The organism is Bacillus rhizoplanae (assembly GCF_917563915.1).
GTDB classification, from domain to species: domain Bacteria; phylum Bacillota; class Bacilli; order Bacillales; family Bacillaceae_G; genus Bacillus_A; species Bacillus_A rhizoplanae.
Genome location: NZ_CAKJTI010000009.1, coordinates 17,245 through 38,001, shown reverse-complemented (window position 1 = coordinate 38,001; position 20,757 = coordinate 17,245). Strand labels below are relative to the sequence as shown.

Annotated in this window: 20 protein-coding genes and 1 pseudogene; 6 read left to right on the top strand and 15 right to left on the bottom strand. The window is 35.9% G+C overall.

Annotated elements, in window-relative coordinates; genetic code table 11:
* Positions 1-202: 202 nt before the first annotated feature.
* The 3 genes from LRP84_RS11010 (at position 203) to LRP84_RS11000 (ending at position 2,866) form a co-directional block, all read left to right on the top strand.
* Entirely contained in the window at positions 203-1,579 is a 1,377-nt protein-coding gene (locus LRP84_RS11010) for a HAMP domain-containing sensor histidine kinase (RefSeq protein WP_230575110.1), read from the top strand.
* Positions 1,580-1,709: 130 nt separating this feature from the next.
* Positions 1,710-2,225, top strand: a complete 516-nt coding sequence (locus LRP84_RS11005) for a GNAT family N-acetyltransferase (RefSeq protein WP_230575109.1) — start codon at positions 1,710-1,712, stop codon at positions 2,223-2,225.
* Positions 2,226-2,332: 107 nt separating this feature from the next.
* Positions 2,333-2,866: a DUF4871 domain-containing protein gene (locus LRP84_RS11000; protein WP_230575108.1), complete on the top strand. Its 534-nt coding sequence runs from the start codon at positions 2,333-2,335 to the stop codon at positions 2,864-2,866.
* 278 nt (positions 2,867-3,144) lie between these two features.
* Here the strand turns inward: LRP84_RS11000 and LRP84_RS10995 are convergent, their stop codons facing one another.
* From LRP84_RS10995 to LRP84_RS10945, 11 genes and pseudogenes are all read right to left on the bottom strand, one after another.
* The gene (locus LRP84_RS10995; RefSeq protein WP_230575107.1) at positions 3,145-3,975 is read right to left on the bottom strand and encodes a transporter; all 831 of its coding nucleotides are present in this window, start codon (positions 3,973-3,975) and stop codon (positions 3,145-3,147) included.
* Between the two features lie 32 nt (positions 3,976-4,007).
* The gene (locus tag LRP84_RS10990; protein WP_230575106.1) at positions 4,008-4,445 is read right to left on the bottom strand and encodes a PepSY domain-containing protein; all 438 of its coding nucleotides are present in this window, start codon (positions 4,443-4,445) and stop codon (positions 4,008-4,010) included.
* 314 nt (positions 4,446-4,759) lie between these two features.
* Positions 4,760-6,025, bottom strand: a pseudogene (locus LRP84_RS10985) (sensor histidine kinase); the annotation flags it as partial.
* Positions 6,022-6,693 carry a response regulator transcription factor gene (locus LRP84_RS10980; protein ID WP_230575104.1) on the bottom strand — a complete coding sequence of 224 codons (672 nt, stop codon included), beginning with the start codon at positions 6,691-6,693 and terminating at the stop codon, positions 6,022-6,024. The gene LRP84_RS10980 and the pseudogene LRP84_RS10985, both read right to left, overlap by 4 nt.
* A gap of 241 nt (positions 6,694-6,934) precedes the next feature.
* Positions 6,935-8,104: an ABC transporter permease gene (locus LRP84_RS10975; RefSeq protein WP_230575103.1), complete on the bottom strand. Its 1,170-nt coding sequence runs from the start codon at positions 8,102-8,104 to the stop codon at positions 6,935-6,937.
* A complete protein-coding gene (locus LRP84_RS10970; RefSeq protein WP_302850588.1) occupies positions 8,055-8,789 on the bottom strand; it encodes an ABC transporter ATP-binding protein in 735 nt (244 codons plus the stop codon). The genes LRP84_RS10975 and LRP84_RS10970 overlap by 50 nt, the downstream gene beginning before the upstream one ends.
* Positions 8,790-8,791: 2 nt before the next feature.
* Entirely contained in the window at positions 8,792-9,751 is a 960-nt protein-coding gene (locus tag LRP84_RS10965; protein WP_230575102.1) for an efflux RND transporter periplasmic adaptor subunit, read from the bottom strand.
* A gap of 432 nt (positions 9,752-10,183) precedes the next feature.
* On the bottom strand, positions 10,184-10,888 hold the full coding sequence (locus LRP84_RS10960; RefSeq protein ID WP_230575101.1) for a metallophosphoesterase family protein: 705 nt from the start codon (positions 10,886-10,888) through the stop codon (positions 10,184-10,186).
* A 248-nt stretch (positions 10,889-11,136) separates the two neighbouring features.
* Positions 11,137-11,430, bottom strand: a complete 294-nt coding sequence (locus LRP84_RS10955; RefSeq protein ID WP_230575100.1) for a DUF2653 family protein — start codon at positions 11,428-11,430, stop codon at positions 11,137-11,139.
* 15 nt (positions 11,431-11,445) lie between these two features.
* Positions 11,446-11,907, bottom strand: a complete 462-nt coding sequence (locus LRP84_RS10950; protein WP_230575099.1) for a hypothetical protein — start codon at positions 11,905-11,907, stop codon at positions 11,446-11,448.
* Positions 11,908-12,385: 478 nt separating this feature from the next.
* Complete coding sequence (locus LRP84_RS10945) at positions 12,386-13,000, bottom strand: TetR/AcrR family transcriptional regulator (protein ID WP_230575098.1); 615 nt, start codon at positions 12,998-13,000, stop codon at positions 12,386-12,388.
* 330 nt (positions 13,001-13,330) lie between these two features.
* Between LRP84_RS10945 and LRP84_RS10940 the strand changes: the two genes are divergently transcribed.
* The 3 genes from LRP84_RS10940 (at position 13,331) to LRP84_RS22560 (ending at position 17,745) form a co-directional block, all read left to right on the top strand.
* On the top strand, positions 13,331-13,870 hold the full coding sequence (locus tag LRP84_RS10940) for a TetR/AcrR family transcriptional regulator (protein WP_230575097.1): 540 nt from the start codon (positions 13,331-13,333) through the stop codon (positions 13,868-13,870).
* Positions 13,871-13,931: 61 nt separating this feature from the next.
* Positions 13,932-17,153 (top strand): bifunctional cytochrome P450/NADPH--P450 reductase, encoded by a 3,222-nt coding sequence (locus tag LRP84_RS10935; RefSeq protein WP_230575096.1) that lies wholly within the window; start codon positions 13,932-13,934, stop codon positions 17,151-17,153.
* Positions 17,154-17,667: 514 nt separating this feature from the next.
* Positions 17,668-17,745, top strand: a complete 78-nt coding sequence (locus tag LRP84_RS22560) for a hypothetical protein (RefSeq protein ID WP_367890490.1) — start codon at positions 17,668-17,670, stop codon at positions 17,743-17,745.
* Between the two features lie 56 nt (positions 17,746-17,801).
* Here the strand turns inward: LRP84_RS22560 and LRP84_RS10930 are convergent, their stop codons facing one another.
* The 4 genes from LRP84_RS10930 to LRP84_RS10915 all read right to left on the bottom strand — a co-directional run bounded on the left by LRP84_RS10930 (position 17,802) and on the right by LRP84_RS10915 (position 20,658).
* Positions 17,802-18,566, bottom strand: coding sequence for an ankyrin repeat domain-containing protein (locus LRP84_RS10930; RefSeq protein ID WP_230575095.1), 765 nt, complete (start codon positions 18,564-18,566; stop codon positions 17,802-17,804).
* Positions 18,539-19,483 carry an alpha/beta hydrolase family protein gene (locus LRP84_RS10925; RefSeq protein ID WP_230575094.1) on the bottom strand — a complete coding sequence of 315 codons (945 nt, stop codon included), beginning with the start codon at positions 19,481-19,483 and terminating at the stop codon, positions 18,539-18,541. Before LRP84_RS10925 ends, LRP84_RS10930 begins: the two co-directional genes overlap by 28 nt.
* A 5-nt stretch (positions 19,484-19,488) precedes the next feature.
* Positions 19,489-20,034 (bottom strand): helix-turn-helix domain-containing protein, encoded by a 546-nt coding sequence (locus LRP84_RS10920; protein WP_230575093.1) that lies wholly within the window; start codon positions 20,032-20,034, stop codon positions 19,489-19,491.
* A 369-nt stretch (positions 20,035-20,403) separates the two neighbouring features.
* The gene (locus tag LRP84_RS10915) at positions 20,404-20,658 is read right to left on the bottom strand and encodes a hypothetical protein (RefSeq protein WP_230575092.1); all 255 of its coding nucleotides are present in this window, start codon (positions 20,656-20,658) and stop codon (positions 20,404-20,406) included.
* Positions 20,659-20,757 lie beyond the last annotated feature (99 nt).

Below are 20,757 nucleotides of genomic sequence, written 5' to 3'. Positions count from 1 at the left end.
CGCTTTTCTCTCAATCTTAAGGTGGGGATCTTACTGCCCGTTAATGCGGGATAAAATGAAACTTCCACTAGTGAAGAACCTTTATTGGAACCACTCAGGCATATGCCAGCAGTTTTTCTTCTACCGAATTTCATTATTTCTTCAGAAATTTATGGCGGGAGTCTTACTGCCTGCTAGTACAGGAAAAAGGTTGTGAATCATAATGAATAAACTTTCTATAAAACTTGGTACATACTTTTTATTATTATCTCTTTGCATTGAATCCATATTATTTGTATCCTTTCATACAACACTGGCACAAATGCGTGTAGACGAAGAAACTACAGCCTTACTGGAAAAAGGAAATTGGTATCGTGATATTATTGAAAAACGCTATAGCGAACGAGCCATTGAACATGTCGCGGCGATGGAATCTAACGCCCCTTCTCATACGAAACTCGTCATAACAAATGCAGCAGGTAATATTTTAGCTTCTTCCGATCCCATTACAGAAGACATCCACAAACAACTTGAACAAAAGATTGAGTATATTCCTAGAGACGGAATGGTAACAGAAGATCGCTGGAAAGCATCAAAATATATTTCAACAGTCAGTCCTATTACAAAATATGGGGTAGTAATTGGCTATGTCCATATGTTTTTAGAAACTGCTTCTATAAAAGAAATGATTTTCCGCTTAACGAAACAGTTCGTTACCGTCGGTGCATTGACAGCGGCTCTCACAACAATTTTAGTGTTTTTATTTTCAAGAGTTATTACAAATCCACTTATCAAAATGAAGCGAGCAACCGAAAAAATGATGAAGCAAAATGAACCGATTACATTAGGTATTAAGAGTAAGGACGAATTAGGAAGCTTAGCAAAAACAATTGAACAGCTTTCTAGTGAGCTAACCTATATGAAAAAGGAACGAAATGAGTTTCTCGCAAGTGTTGCACATGAATTATTAACCCCGCTCACATATGTAAAAGGATATACAAAAGTTGCAAAAAGAACGTCTTTATCTAAAGAAGAACGGGAAGAATATTTACAAATTATTGAAGAAGAAACAGAAAATATTACCGAACTCGTACAAGATTTATTTGAACTTGCACAACTTGAACAACATCAATTTGCTATAAAAAAGCAACCTGTTTCACTGCTACCATTTGTAGAGCGTATGGTTGAAAAAATAAAGCCATCTCTTCAAAAAAAGAAAATAGGCATCTCTTTATATTGCCCAGAAGATTTATATGTCTGCATAGACGAACGCCGCATGGAGCAAGTCATGCTGAATTTGTTACATAATGCACACCAACATTCTCATGAAGATTCTCAAATTACAGTACGAGTATTAAAAAAGGCGCATACTTTTCTTATACAAGTGCAAGATGAAGGAGAGGGAATTCCAGGTGAAGACTTACCACATATTTTTGAACGCTTCTACCGGGTCGATAAATCCCGAACGCGAGCAACTGGTGGAAAAGGTATTGGCTTAGCTGTTGCAAAAGAAATCATAGAATTACATGGTGGTTCTATACATGTAACAAGTGAAGTTGGAATTGGAACTATATTTATGATAGAATTACCAATTCAATAGACATTTTTATTATTTTAGTAAATAATTTTCAACCAATAACATTAACCATAAATACTATATTTTTGAAATTATTATTACTTTAATATAAGATGTATATGTACAACTACCAAAGATTTAGAAGGTGATATGATTGGAAATTCGTGTATTGACAAAAAAGGATGCAGAAATTTATTTAGCACTTCGCGTTGAAGGATTAAAGCAAAATCCAGAAGCGTTCAGTTCCTCTTACGAAGATATCATTAACAAGGAAGACCCTGTTGAATATAAAGCAGAAATATTATCTCAAAATGAAAATTACACACTTGGTGCTTTTAAAGATAGTGAATTAATCGGTGTTGCAACTCTGGAAACGAAATCATTTTTAAAGCAAGAACATAAAGCAAAGATCGGTGCTGTTTATGTCTCTCCAAAAGCGCGTGGCCTTGGTGCTGGTAAGGCACTTATGCAGGCAGCAATTGAAAAAGCAAAAGAATTAGAAGTAGAACAACTTATGCTTGATGTTGTCGTTGGCAATGAAGGCGCTAAAAAACTCTATGAATCATTAGGCTTTAAAACATTTGGCGTACAAGAACGTTCGTTAAAATATAACGATCAATATTGGGACGAAGAACACATGGTATTGTTTTTACATGAAGAAAACGAATAAGAAAAGAGGCAATGCTATCTGCATTGCCTCTCTTTTTCTTTTACAGGAATTGTTCTTTATTTTGTCCAATACAATTAAAATACAAATATGCCTAGGAGCGTGGCCGAATGAAAAAACTTGGAACTGTGCTACTTCTCTCCTGTCTCATCGCTGGCTGTACAACTACAGTAAAAAAATCTACTTCCCCAAAAATAATTGAAACGATACAACCACAAAATAATATTCCTTCTTTCTTTCACCTTAGCATCCTTAAGGATGTCAATTGGGAGGAAAGTCCATCATTTGAGCACGATAAAATATCTGTAAAAGGTATAGAAGATAAGGTTGCAATTGCAGATACTACTTGGATTGCTAATCAACCAAATAAATATATGTGGTTCTTTCTGGGTCCAAATATCCCCTCTGGAAAACTAACTGTCATTGCACTAAAACAAGGCTCAACGAAACCAGTTCCTGTCTTTTTTCAAGATGAGATAACAGGCAATGTTTGGACAACACCACAAGAGATTACAAAAGATATCACAAGTTTTCCCTCTAGTATGTTACTCCCTTCTTCCGGCTTATGGCTACTAAATGCATACATTGGGGAAAGATTATATGGACAGATTGTTATACATGTAGAAGAAGGCGGCAAACCATAGCATTTCCCTTACAAAACTGTAATTCTTACGTCACCTAATTCAATAGTTCCAAAATAAGCTTTTTACTATACTAAAAGTAAGAAATGAAACCAAAAACAAGGAGAGATAAGAGATGAAAAAAATAATGGAAGTTGTAGTAGCAGTATTCCTAGTTTTAGTGAATGATAAAAATATTGCAATGGAGTTAAGCAAATAATGAGACAAGGAATAATGACTATCACCCATATAATCATATGAAAACTCCTTTTTCTTCTCATTTCTTTTCCCTTTTCAGAACATCAGCCACTTGTTAAATAATAATAAAATGCATCTGCATCTGTTTGTATCCAAGGTGAAAAATGAAGGTCCTGCACTCGATCTGGTTGTTGTTTTTCAATTTCCTCTGTAAGCTTCTGTGTATCCTTATCCGTTACATCTATCCCAAGTTCTTTTGCAACTTGCAAAACTTTTTGCTCATTAATTTCTTGTAGCACTTGATAAATATCTTTTCCATACAGATCAATATGAAGGTTTTGCGCTTCTGTTTGAATTTTCATTTCATATACTTCTTTCGCTAACGCTTCCATATTTTTTCCCTTTTCTGAAATACCAAGTTGCTTTGCTTCGTTTTTTACTTTTGTTCCATAAAGCTCTTCAGCTATCGTGGCAATCTCTTTCCCTTCTGTGGAAACTCCTAATTTTTCTGCTTCACTTTTTATTTTTATCTTATTAATTTCTGCTATTAAATCTACAATTTCTTTTCCCTCTACTGGTATTCCAAGTTTTTCCGCCTCTTTTTTAACCTTTGCTTCATATATTTCTTCAGAAAGTGTTCCAACATCTTTTCCTTCTGTGGAAACCCCCAGCTGATTTGCCTCTTTCTCTACTTCCGTTTCATGAATTTCCTTCTCAAGTGTAAGTAGCTCTTTTCCTTCTGTTTCAATTCCTAAATTCTGCGCTTTATCTTCTGTATATGCAGCATGTACAGTCCCACCATTTACTTGTGAACTACTAGGTTGAGATAATTGCCATTCATTTGCATCCTTATTTGTACAAGCAGAAGCCCCTCCCATTACACCGAGACTTAATACTCCAACAATTAGTAGACCAAACGTATTTTTTCTAACCATCTTTCACTTCCTCCCTTCCTCATAACTATCACTTAAACTGTTATTTCTTTTTGACGCTTTGTTCTCCATTTTGCTCGCAACATTACAAAAGATATACATAATCCAGTCCCTGTTAAAATAAGCATTGCAATAGAACCGATTAATCCAATCACTCCTGTATGCAACTCCCTAACTAATCTTGATAAAGAATTGAATCCCCCGTTACTTCTATCTTGAAAAAATTGTCTATTTGACGCTGCACTTCCCTGATTAAAATCAGAATTCCCCGCTTGTATGTCTTGTCCATTTTGTACATTTCCTGTATCACCATTTCTGCCAAAGCCTCGTTCTTGAAAATTAGCAGCCCCTTCTATTCTTTCACCGGGACCTTTTCCACTAAAATACATATATATTCCTGTTGCAGATTCAATAAAAATAAATAATGAAGCAATTAACCCAATCCAAAAATGAATTTTTCTCATTCTTTTCATTTTGTTCTCCCTTCTTTTTTCACCATTTATCATTTGTAATTCATCATGAGGTATATATTGATTATGAAAAAAATTTCTTAACTTTCCCTTAAAAAAAGACGACCCTGTATAAAACAAGATCGTCTTTTTAATCGCCTATTTTTCTTTCATATAAAGTGAAACTTCCATCAGTGGGGTTTTTTTCATCCCCCACTGATGGAAAGCTCTCACCAATCGGGCTTTTACGGGCAGTTATCCCCCACCTATCTTCTTCGCTTCTCTCTCAATCTTGAGGGTGGGGTCTTACTGCCCGTTAATGCGGGATAAATATTTCGTACTTTTTGATTCTTTGGAAATACAATTTCAAAACAAGTACCTTCTCCAATTTTGCTATACACTTTTATTTTCCCGTAATGCTTCTCAACAATCCAGGTTGCAATAGACAGACCTAATCCAGCTCCATTTGATGCCGCCCTTGCTTTATCACCTTGATAAAAACGATCGAAAATTTTTGGGATATCTTCTTCAACGATGCCAACACCATCATCTTTTACTTGGATTACAATCCCATTTGTTGTTTCAGAGCAAGATACATTAATACTTCCACCTGCATTTGTATACTTCATCGCATTATCTAATAAAATTACAATTAATTGATGAATACGCTCTTTATCTCCCATAAACAAAATAGAAGGAACGACATCTAACGTAATTGTTTTTTCTTCATACAAAGCAATTTCTGAATAAGGATTTACAATTTCACTTAGCAATTTATCTAATGCAAAAGTTTTCTTGTCCATTTCAATTTGATCTGAATCAGAACGTGCTAATGTTAGTAAGTTTGCAACTAGTTTGGATAAGCGTCGGCATTCCTTTGATATAGTTGAAATATCCATCGCCTTATCTTCTATTGTTGCAGTAGGAGATTGAAACAATACATCCGCTTTAGATTGAATCACTGCTAAAGGAGTTCGTAATTCATGTGAAGCATCTGAAACAAACTGCTGCTGTTTATGCCAAGCATTCTTAATTGGTACAAGCGCCCTACCAGCTAAAAAAAAGCCAATTCCCACCGCACATATACTTCCTATACTGCATCCAATTACAAGAATAAGTAGAAGTGTATGCAGCATTTCCTTTTCAGGGTTTATTTCCCTCAATACTTGAAACGTGACTTTCCCTAAATCCGTATTTCCTTGAGCTGCAATCATCCGAAAGTTTACACCTTCTACCTCTATATCCTGCCGTTCTCCAAATGTTTTAGGAAATAATTTAGATTGATTTCTCTCAAAAAAGCTTGGATCTAGAAATCGTGGTTCCATCCCTACCAGTTGATTCTTTTCATCCCATTTTAAAACGATAATCCGAGAATCGCCAATATGCAGGTCTTTGTTAAAATCAAAATGACTTGGAATAGACTTGTCTTCTTTTTCTTGTTTCTTAATAAATCTATCTATTGAATCATCTATTCCTTCGTATAGCCGTTTATGTGTATATGAATAAATAACACTTCCTAACATACCAATTAACACAATAAATACTAATGAATTCAAAATCGTAAGTTGAATGCGTGTCTTTTGAAACATGCTATGTTGTCTCATTGTTCTTTTAAGATATATCCAATACCACGTATAGTTTGAATATCTTTATGATAGCCAAATGGCTCCAGCTTCTTTCGCAAATGATGCACATATACCTCTACAATGGCTACTGTTGTATCAGAATTAAATCCCCATACTCTATCAAAAATTTGTTCACGCATTAAAATCTTCCCACTATTTTGAATCAGATATTCTAATAGTTCATATTGCTTTAACGTTAATTTTATAGGTACCTCATCCACTTGAATATCTTTCTCTTTTCCAAACAACTCAATACCACGGTACTGAATCGTTTGATTGGTTGTTAAGCTCCCGCTCCTTCTTAATAAAGCACGAATTCTCGCTTGAAGTTCTGGCGCCTGAAACGGTTTCACTAAATAATCATCTCCGCCAAAGTCCAACCCTTTTACCCGATCTTCCAAAGAGTCTTTTGCAGTAAGGAATAAAACAGGCGTTTGAATGTTTTTACTTCGAATCCGCTGAATTACTTCAAATCCATCCATCTCTGGAAGCATCACATCTAGAAGAATTGCATCATAAATATTTTGCAATGCTAGAAATAATCCTTCCTCACCATTTTTTGCCGTATCTACTTCAAATTCATTTCGTAAAATTTGTGTAATTGACTCCAATAATGGAGGATGATCTTCCACAACTAATAAACGCATCTCACTTCTTCACCTCTTATTTTTTCTTCCGTTATTCACGAACAATAAGACTTTCACCTCGTAATTCTAAAAAACAAGGAAGATAGGTGGACGATAACTGTCCGTAAAAGTCCAATTGATGATGCTAATCAGTAAGGGGAAAAAATCGCTATTGGAAATTTCACTTTATACTAGCAAAAGAAAGCGGCCGCATTATGCGATCGCTTCAATTTCTAGGCAAGAATACTGCCGATAACATGTTCTATTCATATCGAAGTGCTTGAATAGGATGCAGTTTCGATGCTTTATTGGCTGGAAATACCCCAAATCCAACTCCTACTAATAAGGAAAATAAAAATGCAAGCAATATAACAGGAACAGAATAAGCAATCGTCATACCTGTTGCCACGGAAAGAATCTTTGCAACCAAGAGCCCTATTCCCATTCCGATTAATCCTCCAAGTGAACTTAGTACTACTGCTTCAATCAGAAATTGTAGTAAAATATCTTTTCTTTTCGCCCCAATTGCTTTACGAATGCCAATTTCTTTCGTTCGTTCTGAAACAGATACAAGCATAATATTCATAATTCCGATCCCGCCAACTAATAAAGAAATGCAAGCAATTCCTCCAAGCATCATCGTCATTGTACCTGTTACCGAACTCATCGTATCTACTAAATCTTTTTGATTAAATACGCTGTAGTTATCTTGCTTATTCGGGAACATTCCAGCTAATTTATTTTCAATTTGTGCCATGACAGTATTTAGTTTTTCCTCACTGCTTACTTGTACATACACTGTCTGTATACTGGTATTCTTTACAATTCGCTGCGCTGTACTCAGCGGCATAATAATAACATCATCACCGCTTTGTCCCATAGAACCACCTTTTGAGGCAAGTACACCTACTATTTTAAAAGAGCTACCATTTACTTGTACATCTTTTCCAACTGGATTTTCAAATCCAAATAAATTTTGTGCTGTATTCGCACCAAGTACAATGACTTTTTGTCTATATTCTACATCCATATCTGATAAGAAACGACCTTCGTTGATTTTCATATCGCGTACTTGCTGATAAGAACTATTTGTTCCAGTAAGTGATACTTGTGTTGAAAGCGTCCCATTTTTTACAGTAACTCGTCCCGAAACAACGGGAGACATTTCTTTTATCCCATCAATCTTTTGAAACTTTGCAATATCTTGTTCAGTAAGTTTTATCGCGTCAGATCCCATCATATTTATCGTTAACAAATTCGTACCTAAACTATTAATTTGATTTGTTACAGCTTGACTTGAGCCTTGACCAATTGAGACAAGTACAATAACAGACGAAACACCAATAATAATGCCTAGCATCGTTAAAAATGCTCGTAGTTTATTACCTTTGATACTGCGCATTGCCATTTTGATGGATTGTATTAGCCCCAATGTACTCACCTCTACTTTCAAACAATTGTCCATCTTGTATACGAACAATTCGGTTTGCTTGTTTTGCTACTTCTAAATCGTGCGTAATTAAAATAATTGTATGTCCCTGCACATGCAGCTCTTTCATTACCCCAATAATTTCTTCACTTGTTTTGCTATCTAATGCTCCTGTCGGCTCATCGGCTAATAAGATTGGTGGGTTTCCAACTAAAGCGCGTGCAATTGCAACGCGCTGCTGCTGTCCACCTGACAATTGACTAGGCAAATGATGAGCTCTCCCTTGCAACCCAACTTTTTCTAAACAGCTATACGCGGTATTTGTTCTTTCTTTTGTACTTATTCCCCGATATAAAAGCGGAAGTTCAACGTTTTCAATTGCTGTTAATTTCGTTAGCAAATTAAAGTTTTGAAAGATAAAACCAATTTTTTCGTTTCGAATTGTGGCTAGTTGATTATCATTCAGTTTATCTACTGCATCTCCATCCAATAGATACTGTCCATCATCTGGACGGTCTAAGCAACCAATCATATTCATAAACGTAGATTTTCCTGATCCAGAAGGGCCAATAATGGAGAGAAAATCACCTTCATAGATTGTAAGAGAAACATTATCGAGTGCACGTACAATTTCGCCGCCCATCTCATATGATTTGGTCATATTCTGAATCTCAATAATCGGTTTCATTCTCACCCTCTCCCTCCAGCTCTATTTCTATTCATACCTCCGCCGCCGAAGCCTCCTCCCATGCCTCCACCTGAAGACATCATGAAGCCTCTTTGTTTATTATTGTAGTTATTCGCTCCATTTCCTTGTGCAGCCATAGGCAATTGAATATGTTCTCCCTCTTGCAACCCTTCCGTAATTTCTACGGAATCTTCATTATGAATACCTGCTTTAACAACTTTTTGCTGCATATTTGTCTTTCCATTAGAAGAAGATGCTGAGGATTGAACAAAAACAAATTTTTGATCTCCTCTTGTATGAACTGCTTCTACTGGAACATATAGAACATTGTCTTTACTATCAGTCAAAATGCTAGCTTCTGTTGTCATTCCAATTTTCACATCTTTTGGATTATCAATATGAATCGTTACATTAAAGGAGGATACACCATTAGAAACTGTTCCTTCCTTCGCTACATCTGTTACCTTTCCTGTATAGGTTGTATCTGGAAATGAATTCACTTTTAATGTTACACTTTGTCCAACCTGTACTTTTGGAATATCTAATTCATCAACTTGAATAACTGTTTCTAAATCACCGTAGTTTGTAATATGAGCAACAGCCTTCCCACTCGTTACACGATCTCCAGCTTGCACTGGTATAGATGTAATCGTTCCATCAGCTGGTGCTACAATTGAATCACTCCCATCTGTAAATGTAATTAACTCCTGTCCTTTTTTCACTACATCATTTGCTGAGACTAATACTGACTCAACTACTTTATTTGAGTCTGCTGTAATATCTTCATTTGTCATAGATTGAGTAGAACCAGAACCCTTTACTTTCACATCTAGTTTCCCTTTTTGAACTGCCACACTTACTGCTTGATTCATCACTGGTTGCGATTTATCCTTAAATACATACCAAGCCCCTGCACCAAGTACAATGGTAAGAATCCCTAAAATACTAATCCACTTTTTCAAAATTGTTTCTCCTTTCCTATGCTTCATTAAGTAAGACTTATTATCGAATCCATTCCTTAAAATTCCCTTAATAAAAATAAATTTTTTAATTTGCTAGTTTCATTCCTTTAAACCTCATTCTTTACAACAACGTAATCCTTACGCTACTTAATTCAATAGTTACGAAATGAGCTTTTCACTATACTAAAAGTAAGAAATGAAACGAAAAACAAGGAAAGATAAGAGATGAAAAAATGGTAGAAATTGTGGCTGCAATAATCCGGGTTCTTATAAACGGAAAAAATGGAGTAATGGAATTAAACAAATAATGAAGCGAGGAGTATTCATTATGAATAATACAATCAACTAAAAAAGAGATAAGATTTCATCATTGTTTTGATCCCTTATCTCCTCTTTTCCCCTACATTAGCTCGTTTGTATAGGAAATCTTTCTTATTTCACAGAATATACTTTTTGACTTGGCAATTCTAAACAGTTCAGCTGGCCGCCGTATACAGCCCCTCCATCAATACCAATGATACGATTTTCACCAAAATACACGCCAAAATTCTCGTTATCCCCGTGAAGAATTTTCGTTTCTGTATGCCCAAAGACAACAGTTTTTTCACCATTATATCCATTATGAAACTCATTTCTAATCCACATCAATGTATGCGCATCTGTTTCAGAAACAGGTGTCATTGGTTGCACACCCGCATGAACAAAAATATACTCATCTGTTTCAATATAGTGGTCTAACCTTTTTATAAATTCTAAATGTTGTTCTAACACTTCAGAATGTAACTGTGGTCTTATGAACTTCTCTTCATTTACAGCAATATCACTTTCAGAAAAACCGTAGCTATGTAACGTTTGATCCCCTCCATTTCTCTTTACCCAATGATTCCAAAATTTTTCTTCCTCTGTCGTTAAAGCTTTTATCATCATATCTTCATGATTACCTTTTAAGACTAGTGCACCAGCTTCTTTTAATCGCATTACTTTTTCAATTACCTTTTTAGCATTAAGACCACGATCTACATAATCTCCCAGCAAAATGAGTCGATCCTCTTTTGGATTGTATTCTACTTTTTCTAATAACTTTTCAAATCTCTCTAATTCGCCATGAACATCACTTATCACAAGCGTCCTTCTCATATGTATTTCCTTCTTTCTAATTATAAAAGTTAATTCATATTATAGAGAGACTCTATTAATATCTCAATTTTCAAACTAAAAAGATGTTACTAAAATAAAAGACTAGCGTCTATTTAGACGCTAGTCTTTTAAACATGTTTCATGTACTATAATCAATTTACTTTTTCATTTCTATCTATTCATTCCGTAAAATAGCATTTTTCATACAATATTTCTAAAGTAACTTAACTTACGGAAGGTTTTCTTATTTACGCCACCTCGATATCCGCTGCAAATCCTGTTTGCTCATGAAATTGTAAATCAATACGCAAACTCTCCGGAATAAAGTTGTGATATTCCCTTAGATAAAATGCAATTGCATCGATTAACTCCTGCTCACCAAGCTCTACAGTTCGGTACGGTAAACGAGCACTGGCGCCAAACCCTCTATTCGGATGAAACTGTAAATCAACATCAATTTGCTCCGGACGATACGCATGTATAGAGGCCGCGTGTACACAAACCGCATCAACTATATCCTGTTCAGTAAAATAAATCTTCATCGTTGTCTCTCCTTCTTAACGTCTTGCGAAAATACGGCGTATAATCCAAACAATTCCTAAAATGATGAGAATATCTATTAATAAACCACTAGAAAAAAAGCTTCCGCCTACTCCACCAACTCCATGATTTCCAAATGGATGTAGCATACTACCTAGTAAAGCTCCTGCCCCAAATGATGCTGCATGACCCCAAAAGCTAGATTTCTTAGGAGCTGGCTGTGACTGTGGTGTACGATCTACAGAAGCTGGTTTCTTCGATTGCACATTTGATGACGAAGATTTATAACCTGAATGATATGTCCCATCAGAAGAACGATTGCTGCCAGAAGTCGAGCCTTTAGTACTAATCCCTCCGGTACTAGAATGAGATGAAACTGATGATTTACTGCCACTATAGGTTTTTGCTTGTGCAAATGTTGGTAAGGCAAACAAAGTGAAAGCTAACATTAGTGTGAAAATTTTCTTACTCATATTCATCTGAATCCCTCTTTTAATAAAAATGAAATGTAGCACTAGTATAATTAACTTTTCTACTTCTTGCACGTATTTTTTACAAAGGATAGCTAAAGTTGAAAGTCCTTGCTAACACTATGTTTTTTAAGATAAAACAACAAAAATCAGAACAGTTCTTCTGCATTTTCCGCTATGATTGTAATAAAGTGAAACTTCCATTAGTGGGGGTTTTTTCATCCCCCACCTATATCTTCCTCGATTCACTCTAAATCTTGAGGTAAGGGGTCTTACTGTAGCTTTGAAATAAAGTTTGATCAAAAATACCCCACAAGCCAGCATTTTACAATAAATAAAAAGCATCCATTTTGAAAAAAGATTGATCAAAATAGATGCTTTTCTAGTAGATTTAAGATTGGTTTTTATAAAAAAGTTTGATTATTTTTTCCTTACACTAAATATAAACAGACAAATAAAATAAGGAGAAAAATGATGAAACGAAACTCTAGCCCTCATTAAATAAAGTAAAACCCACTGCACACAAGGGTCCTTTCGTAATAAGCTTCACTAATTGTTGTGCAGTATATTTCGGTGAATATTTCATGTCATTTTGAAGCCACCAAATTGCTATCCCAACAACACAGGAAGTGATGAAATGCAATACCATATCCTTTGGAATATCTAAGTCATGGTCTTCAATTTTAAGCTCAATGAAATTTTGTTCAAGGTTATCCATAATAGTCTGCTGCATTTGTAGGTTAAAATCATGAATGCCATTAGGCCCAAGCATGGTTTTATAAAAGTCTGCATGTTTTACCATACACTCAAATATGGATTGTAAAATTTCCTCGAATTTCGAAAGATCTATTTGATGTCCCTGCACATGGGCATATAGGACCATCTTACTTGTCAACTCTCCTAGTGCATCCTCACTAAGCTTTGTTAACAAATCTTGTTTATCCTTGTAATGCGAGTAAAATGTTGCCCGATTAATGAGTGCCTCATCTGTGATATCTTGAATGGTAATAGCATCGTATCCCTTTTCCGCTATCAGTTTGATAAAAGCATCATATATAAATTTCTTTGTCCGAATAATCCGCAGATCCGTTTTTTTCAACATCTTATATCTCCTTGTTCGTTATTGTCATTTTAAACAACAGATTTTATCCTTTTGTTCCTTATCGTACATTTATGTCTTAAATGTAAATTGAATTATGTAGCAAAAACGATATAATTTTAATATAAACAACATGTTTTCATTATAAACTACACATTGTTCGTTATCTATCTTTTTGTTAGATAAATGCTAGGAGGAATAATTTAGGATGAAAATAATCGATGTTATATATATATATAACAATTATCACTTTGCATAGTTACCGTCCAGACGGTATAGTTAATTTAAAGTGAGTGAATAATTCATTTCTGACTGAGAAAGGAGGTCATTTTGATGAGCAATTCAAGACGTAAAGAAATATTAGCTGCTGCTTCTTTTATTATTGAGAATTATGGTATGGAAAAATTGACATTAGAGGCTGTCGCGAAACAGGCTGGTATCAGTAAAGGAGGATTACTCTATCATTTTCCTAATAAGGACGCAATTATAAAAGGTATGATTGATGAATATTCGTCAGCATTTTTAATGGATGTTCGGGATAAAGTAAGCAATTCTTCGGAATCCATAGGAAAATGGCATCGTGCTTACTTGGAATCAGCAATAAACGATACTGGTTTATCAAACGGGCTTGTTTCTGCATATGTCGCAACTTTGTTTACTAACCCACTTCTTCTTTCCAAGTTCCAAAATGATTGTCAAGAATTATATGAAGAAATGGAAAAGGATGAGATCGAGCCAATAAAGGCTGCAATTATTAGATTAGCCATCGATGGATTATGCTATTCGGAAATTTTTAAGATAGGGAAGATTGATGAAGGCTTAAAACAAAAAGTAATTAAACAATTAATAAGTTGGACTAAAGAATATGAGTGAAAAATTAAAGTTGAATATTAAATAATTTCCTTTATATCTCAAACTTCGAAGGAGGATAAAAATGAGAGAAGAACAGACAGGCGGGATTCCACAACCCAAAACATATGGACCACTCGGCAACTACCCTTTATTCGACATGAGTCAACCTACTATTTCTTTTTGTGAGATAGCGAAAGAATATGGACCAATATTTCGGTTGACTGCTCCAGGTTTTAAAACAATATGTATCTCTGAACACAAACTGGTAACTGAAGTCTGTGATATCAATCGTTTTGATAAACATGTTGCAAATGATATGGTGCATGTACGCGAATTTACGGGGGACGGTCTGTTTACGAGTAAAACATCGGAGCCAAACTGGCGAAAAGCCCATAATATATTGCTGCCAACATTCAGCCAACAAGCCATGAAGGGATATCATACCATGATGTTAGACATCGCTTCGCAGCTGATTCAGAAATGGGCTCGGTTGAATCACGATAGTGATCATATCGATGTACCGGGAGACATGACCCGCCTTACTTTGGATACGATCGGTCTTTGTGGTTTTAACTACCGATTTAATAGTTTTTATAAAGAAAAACATGATCCATTTATCGACAGCATGGTACGTGCACTTGACGAAGCTATGCATAAAATTGCCCGCTCGAAGGGCATGGATACTCTGATGATTAGAAAAAACAGACAATTCCAAGATGATATACAAAGCATGTTTTCGTTGGTAGATAAAATTATTAAAGCGCGGAAGGTTAATGGAAATAATGGAGAGATAGATCTGCTGGCCCGCATGTTAAACAGTAAAGACCCCGAGACCGGGGAAGTGTTGGATGATGAAAATATCCGATACCAAATTATTACCTTCTTAATTGCTGGGCATGAAACAACAAGTGGTTTATTATCCTTTACGACTTATTTTTTACTGAAACATCCGGAAGTTCTGAAGAAAGCATACGAAGAAGTGGATCAGGTCCTCGGTGATTCCACTCCATCTTATAAACAAGTGCTAAACCTCAAATACATTCGCATGATTCTAAACGAGGCCATACGGTTATGGCCGACCGCTCCATCTTTTGATGTGTATCCAAAGGAGGATACTATAATCGGCGGACAGTATCATGTGAAAAAAGGTGAAGGTTTGACCGTGCTTCTTCCCGCCCTTCATCGGGATAAAGAAGTGTGGGGAGAAGATGCAGAAGAATTCCGTCCGGAACGTTTCGCAGACCCTTCCAAAGTACCAAATCATGCATATAAGCCATTTGGGAATGGTCAACGTGCTTGTATTGGTATGCAGTTCGCACTTTATGAAGCTACGCTGGTACTTGGAATGATTCTTCAAAAGTTTGAATTAATTGATTATGAAAACTATCAGTTGAAGATTAAGCAAACGTTGACCATAAAACCAGAAAATTTAAGAATTAGAATTAAATTAAGGGAAGGGAAGCAAGTCGCATCTTTACTGAATCCTCCGTTGGCAGATGAGAAGGAGAAGGAAAATGAAGAAAAGAAGAAACTGGCTTCGCAATATTTAAAACAAGAAGTAATTGAAGGTGCTGAAAACTTACCTCTGCTTATATTGTATGGTTCAAACTTAGGCAGAGCGGAAGAGTTTGCTAGGAAGCTCGCAGACCATGCAAGGTTACTGGGTTTCCAGAGCGATGTGGGAACATTGAACGATTATATCGGAAAGTTACCTAAAGAAGGTGCGGTACTCATTGTAACTTCTTCATATAATGGTCAACCTCCTGAGAATGCCGCTCAGTTCGTAAAATGGCTGGAGCAATCAGACACAGAGGGATGTACAGGGATCAGGTATGCAGTTTTTGGTTGCGGAGATCGAAATTGGGCGAATACTTACCAGAGTGTTCCGAAATTTATTGACAAAGAGCTTGAACAGAAAGGTGCCATAAGGTTTACCGTAAGAGGAGAGGCTGACGCTGGAGGAGATTTCGAGAATGATTTTGCTCAATGGCAAGAGAACATGTGGAAGGATGTCTCGAATGCTTTTGGCCTAAAGGTGAAAGAGGGAACCGAAACATTGTCTCATCAATCATCGCTTTCCGTTCAGTTGATTTCAGGTCCTCCTGCTAATCCGATCGCTCAAAATAACAAAGCTGTTTATGCAACGGTGATTGCTAGCCAGGAGCTTCAGTCAGCTGAAAGTGAACGGGGCACTCGACATATTGAGATAGCCTTGCCGGAAGGAGTTACTTATCAGGAAGGCGACCATCTTGGAGTGCTGCCAAGTAACAGCCGAAAAAATGTCAACCGAATTTTAAAACGATTTGGATTAAACGGGAAGGATCAAGTCATACTGAGTACAAGTGGACGTAGTACAGTTCATCTTCCTTTGGACCGTCCTGTTAGTTTATTTGACCTTCTTAGCTATAGTGTTGAGGTTCAGGAATCGGCAACTCGAGCACAAATACGGGAATTGGCAACATTTACAGTTTGTCCTCCTCATAAATACGAATTGGAAGCATTATTGGAAGATGGAGTTTATCAAGACCAAATACTAAAGAAACGCATTTCAATGTTAGATCTTCTTGAAAAGTATGAAGCGTGTGAAATCCCGTTTGAACGCTTTTTAGAACTTCTCCCTGCGCTCAAACCGCGTTACTATTCTATTTCAAGCTCTCCACTTGTTGCACAGGATCGTCTAAGTATTACGGTCGGTGTTGTTAGTGGACCTGCATGGAGTGGACAAGGAGAATATAAAGGTGTCGCTTCTAATTATTTAGCTCAGTGTCACAATGAAGATGAGATTACTTGTTTTATTCGAACTCCAGAATCAAGGTTTCAGTTACCTGAAGATCCAAAAACACCAATTATCATGGTTGGACCAGGCACTGGAGTTGCACCATTCCGTGGGTTCTTACAAACGCGTCGTGTCCAAAAGAACAAAGGTGTTAACTTAGGGGAAGCGCATCTGTATTTCGGTTGTCGTCATCCTGAAAAAGATTATCTCTATTGTACAGAACTAGAAAAAGATGAAAAAGATGGCTTAATATCTTTACACACAGCTTTTTCTCGCTTGGAAGGACATCCAAAAACATATGTACAGCATTTAATGAAACAAGATGGAGCTAATTTAATTTCGTTATTAGATAACGGTGCCCACCTTTATATATGTGGTGATGGAAGTCGAATGGCTCCGGATGTAGAAGATAATCTTTGTCACGCATATCAAGAAATTCATGGAGTCAGTGAACAAGAGGCAAGAAATTGGTTGGATCATTTACAACGTGAAGGACGATACGGAAAAGATGTTTGGGCTGGAATCTGAATTTTTCTTAATTAGATAAGTAATATTTAACTAATGAACTTCTTTCGACTAGGTGTTACTTGAAACAAGATAAACTGATTTATAAAAATCCCGTATTTTTTATTGAATACGGGATTTTTATTTCCTGTTTTTTAATAAACTGGACTGATACCCTAACTAAATTTCTTCACAATCATAACCTATTAATACTTAGTACAAATATTTATGAGCCTTATTCCATTAAATGGCCCTTTAACGGAATAACTTATTGTCACTCAACAGTTCCTTAATCTATCTTTCAATTCAGATGTTCTTTTCCTTTTCACTATAAAAACACCCCTTTAGATAACCATCTAAAGGGGTAGAGCATCGCAACATTTTTATAAACGCCGCGACTTTATTTTAAACATCGCATCTTTTTTATAAACATCGCGACTTTATTTTAAATCCACACTTACTGCCCATTAATGTGGGATAAAAAAATCTTACAAGCTGCACAACTATCTTGTGAATCACAAAACCAAAATAACTACACATAACAGGATGGATTCAAGATAATAGTAAGTGGTATTTTCTAAACCAAGATGGTATTTGGATACAAACCCAAAAATAATGCTTTTAATAATTAAAAGAAACACCTCACACAATGAAACGTGTGAGGTGTTTTCATCAATAAGCACCTGCTTTTTCTAGTATGGACTGGATTCTTGTAAATCCTCTTTCTTTGGCATGTTGGAGAGGGGTAATACCTTCTTTATCGGGAATGTTTACATCAGCATTGTGCTCTATTAACATCTGTACAATTTGCTGATATTCTTTACCTCCATTTCCTAAAAGAACAGCTTCCATTAATGCAGTCCAGCCAAGAGTGTTAATATGATTGACATCGATATCTGTATGAGTGAGAAGTTCCTTTACAACTTCAACATGGCCGCGTTCTGCTGCTGGAATTAATGCCGTACCGCCAAATTGATTCATTATCTTTGGATCCGCGCCCGCTTCAATTGTTAGCTTTAAAATTTCTAAAGTCCCCTCTGCTGCAGCATATAAAAATGGATTATCTTTGTGATTATCTTGGATATTTACATCTGCTCTTGCTGCCAGTAATGTTTTCACAGTATCAATATGGTTATGATATGTTGCTGCCATAACCGGTGTTTCCCCTTGTGTACCTCTTACATTCAGATCTGCACCGCTTTTTATCAATTTTACAACTGTTTCTGTATCTCCGAGCTGTGCTGAAAGTAATAACTGCTTATCCATCCAGTTCTCTTCCTTTGTATCTACGTCTTCCTGTTTCACTATCATAAACTCAGTTTGATTCTGTTTTTCACAAGCCGTCATTACCACCAATACTCCAAGTAATACAAGAAATGAAATGTTTCTTCTTTGCACAATCTCATCCCCTATGGAAGATTGTATTTTGCTAACCATTCCTTCATAACATACAATAACTCCTCTTGAATATTTTTAGCCGCAAGCCCTTTATATTCCTTCATTATACCTAGCATTGTATGATTTTTCTCAATTTCTCGTAAAATATGATTCATATTCGGGATGATATGCCACTCTGCCTCACCTGCTACATATTCCGCAATATCCTTTGCCTGTTCTGGCGGCACTTGTATATCTCGATCTCCAGTAATCGCTAAAACAGGACATGTCACTCTCTCTAAATACTCTACGACATTGTATTGAAATTGTTCACGTATCCACTTTGCATTTACCTTTGCCCCTTTTATTCGCATAACAGGATTTGATGATTGTTGTATTTTTTCCATCACCGCTTCATTCTGTTTCTTAATACGTTGTGGAAGTTTTAAAAAGCGGTATAGCCACCCTCGAAATCCAGATGCTGCTTCCAATTCTTTCACTACCGTTTCAATTTGTCTTGGAAGTAATGTTTTCGAAGGCTCAGCTCCGCCGCTAAGTAAAATTAAGTTAGCAACTGATTCTCTAACATAAATAGCTGGCGCAAGTAAAGCCCCTTCACTATGACCTACAATTACTATTCGCTTTGGATCAATTTGCGGATGCTCCTTTAAAAAACGTACGCAAGCAACTCCATCATCAATTAAATCTGTAACACCTGTTTTATAATAATCGCCTTCACTTTTGTGCGTACCACGCTTATCGTAACGTAGCGTTGCAAATCCTAATGAAGTGAAATAATCCGCTAAATCTTTATATAAATGTAGTTTTAAACCGCGAACATTTCCATCCCGATCTCCTTTTCCAGTTCCACCAATAAGTAAAATAGCTGGGTATGTTGGTGCGTCATATGCTGGAATTGTTAACGTTCCTTGAAGTGAAACCGTACTTTCAATTGTAACGAACAATTCTTTTCCCATCTTTTTTATTCTCCCTTCCCATTTCTTTCAGGAATTATAATTGTTGAAAGCGTTCTTCGCTTTCGCTCTGGAGATGGCTTACGCTTCATTGCTTTTAAAAATACGCCACTCATTTCTTGTATAAATTCTTGAAACTCCTCATCACTCATGTAAAAACTCGCTTGACGATACCCCACTCCATCTTTCTCAAAATCAATCTGATCTTGCTGCAAGTAATCTTTAAAATTTGCTGTAAGTTGTGTGACAAACATCATGAAATATTGCATATGTTCTTCTTTCGTTACATCTTGCAAATCCTTTTGTGAAATGCTGGCCATACTGATATTTAACACATATAATTTTTCAACAGTTCCTCGTATTTGTGTTTCCTGAGCAACTTGTAAAATATGTGCTGTTGTTAATTTTTCTAAATGACGATATAACGTCGCTTGTGGAATATGAGGTAATTTTTTAGCAAGCTGCTTTGCTGTTAATTTTTCTCCTCCAATAAACTCTTGAATAAGTTGAAAGCGAATTGGATGAAATAATATATCCATCTTTTTTTCTTTCATATATAAAAACCTACTTCCTTTACTATATCTTATGATTATATTATCAAAAGTGATAACAAAAATAAATACAAAATAAAGTGAAACTTCCATCAGTGGGGGTTTTCTTCATCCCCACTGATGGAAAGCTCTCACCAATCGGGCTTTTACGGGCAGTTATTCCCCACCTATCTTCTTCGTTTCTCTCAATCTTCAGGTGGGGGGATTAATGCCCACGAATAGCGGGATAATCTTTATTCATATTAAAAATATTGATGGATACCAATGAATAGAACCCTTCGGCATATCATTTTTCATTACAACAAAAACGAGTACATGTATTACTTACACACATACTCGTTTTTGTTTTTTTATATTTTAATAAAATGAAATTTATTCGCATCCCGTTATTAAAAAATCATCTTCTACTTTACACAATAGCGTATTCGTATCTACTTCCTGTCCAACTACTACATCTACAGATAATACATTTCCACTAATCCCAACCGCTGCTTCTTCTAATACCCCTTTATTATTTCTAATAATAAGTAGCTTTTCCCATTCATATACATGAGACGTTTCATTGACTAACACTTCTTCTACTACTCCATTACATGGACTATAGACACTTTCAATAACTGCTTTCATACAAGCTCTACTCCTTACTTTCCTATTCAAAATCTCATTTTCCTCACCCATTCTATCACTGTTATTCCAGATCTTTTATATTTTAAAAGATTTGAATTG

Bases quoted from the DNA above. Each gene is read 5' to 3' on its own strand.
- LRP84_RS11010 (WP_230575110.1), top strand. From the start codon at position 203: ATGAATAAACTTTCTATAAAACTTGGTACATACTTTTTATTATTATCT.
- LRP84_RS11000 (WP_230575108.1), top strand. From the start codon at position 2,333: ATGAAAAAACTTGGAACTGTGCTACTTCTCTCCTGTCTCATCGCTGGC.
- LRP84_RS10995 (WP_230575107.1), bottom strand. From the start codon at position 3,975: ATGGTTAGAAAAAATACGTTTGGTCTACTAATTGTTGGAGTATTAAGT.
- LRP84_RS10990 (WP_230575106.1), bottom strand. From the start codon at position 4,445: ATGAAAAGAATGAGAAAAATTCATTTTTGGATTGGGTTAATTGCTTCA.
- LRP84_RS10980 (WP_230575104.1), bottom strand. From the start codon at position 6,693: ATGCGTTTATTAGTTGTGGAAGATCATCCTCCATTATTGGAGTCAATT.
- LRP84_RS10970 (WP_302850588.1), bottom strand. From the start codon at position 8,789: ATGAAACCGATTATTGAGATTCAGAATATGACCAAATCATATGAGATG.
- LRP84_RS10960 (WP_230575101.1), bottom strand. From the start codon at position 10,888: ATGAGAAGGACGCTTGTGATAAGTGATGTTCATGGCGAATTAGAGAGA.
- LRP84_RS10955 (WP_230575100.1), bottom strand. From the start codon at position 11,430: ATGAAGATTTATTTTACTGAACAGGATATAGTTGATGCGGTTTGTGTA.
- LRP84_RS10950 (WP_230575099.1), bottom strand. From the start codon at position 11,907: ATGAATATGAGTAAGAAAATTTTCACACTAATGTTAGCTTTCACTTTG.
- LRP84_RS10945 (WP_230575098.1), bottom strand. From the start codon at position 13,000: ATGTTGAAAAAAACGGATCTGCGGATTATTCGGACAAAGAAATTTATA.
- LRP84_RS10940 (WP_230575097.1), top strand. From the start codon at position 13,331: ATGAGCAATTCAAGACGTAAAGAAATATTAGCTGCTGCTTCTTTTATT.
- LRP84_RS10935 (WP_230575096.1), top strand. From the start codon at position 13,932: ATGAGAGAAGAACAGACAGGCGGGATTCCACAACCCAAAACATATGGA.
- LRP84_RS10930 (WP_230575095.1), bottom strand. From the start codon at position 18,566: ATGGTTAGCAAAATACAATCTTCCATAGGGGATGAGATTGTGCAAAGA.
- LRP84_RS10925 (WP_230575094.1), bottom strand. From the start codon at position 19,483: ATGGGAAAAGAATTGTTCGTTACAATTGAAAGTACGGTTTCACTTCAA.
- LRP84_RS10920 (WP_230575093.1), bottom strand. From the start codon at position 20,034: ATGAAAGAAAAAAAGATGGATATATTATTTCATCCAATTCGCTTTCAA.
- LRP84_RS10915 (WP_230575092.1), bottom strand. From the start codon at position 20,658: ATGAAAGCAGTTATTGAAAGTGTCTATAGTCCATGTAATGGAGTAGTA.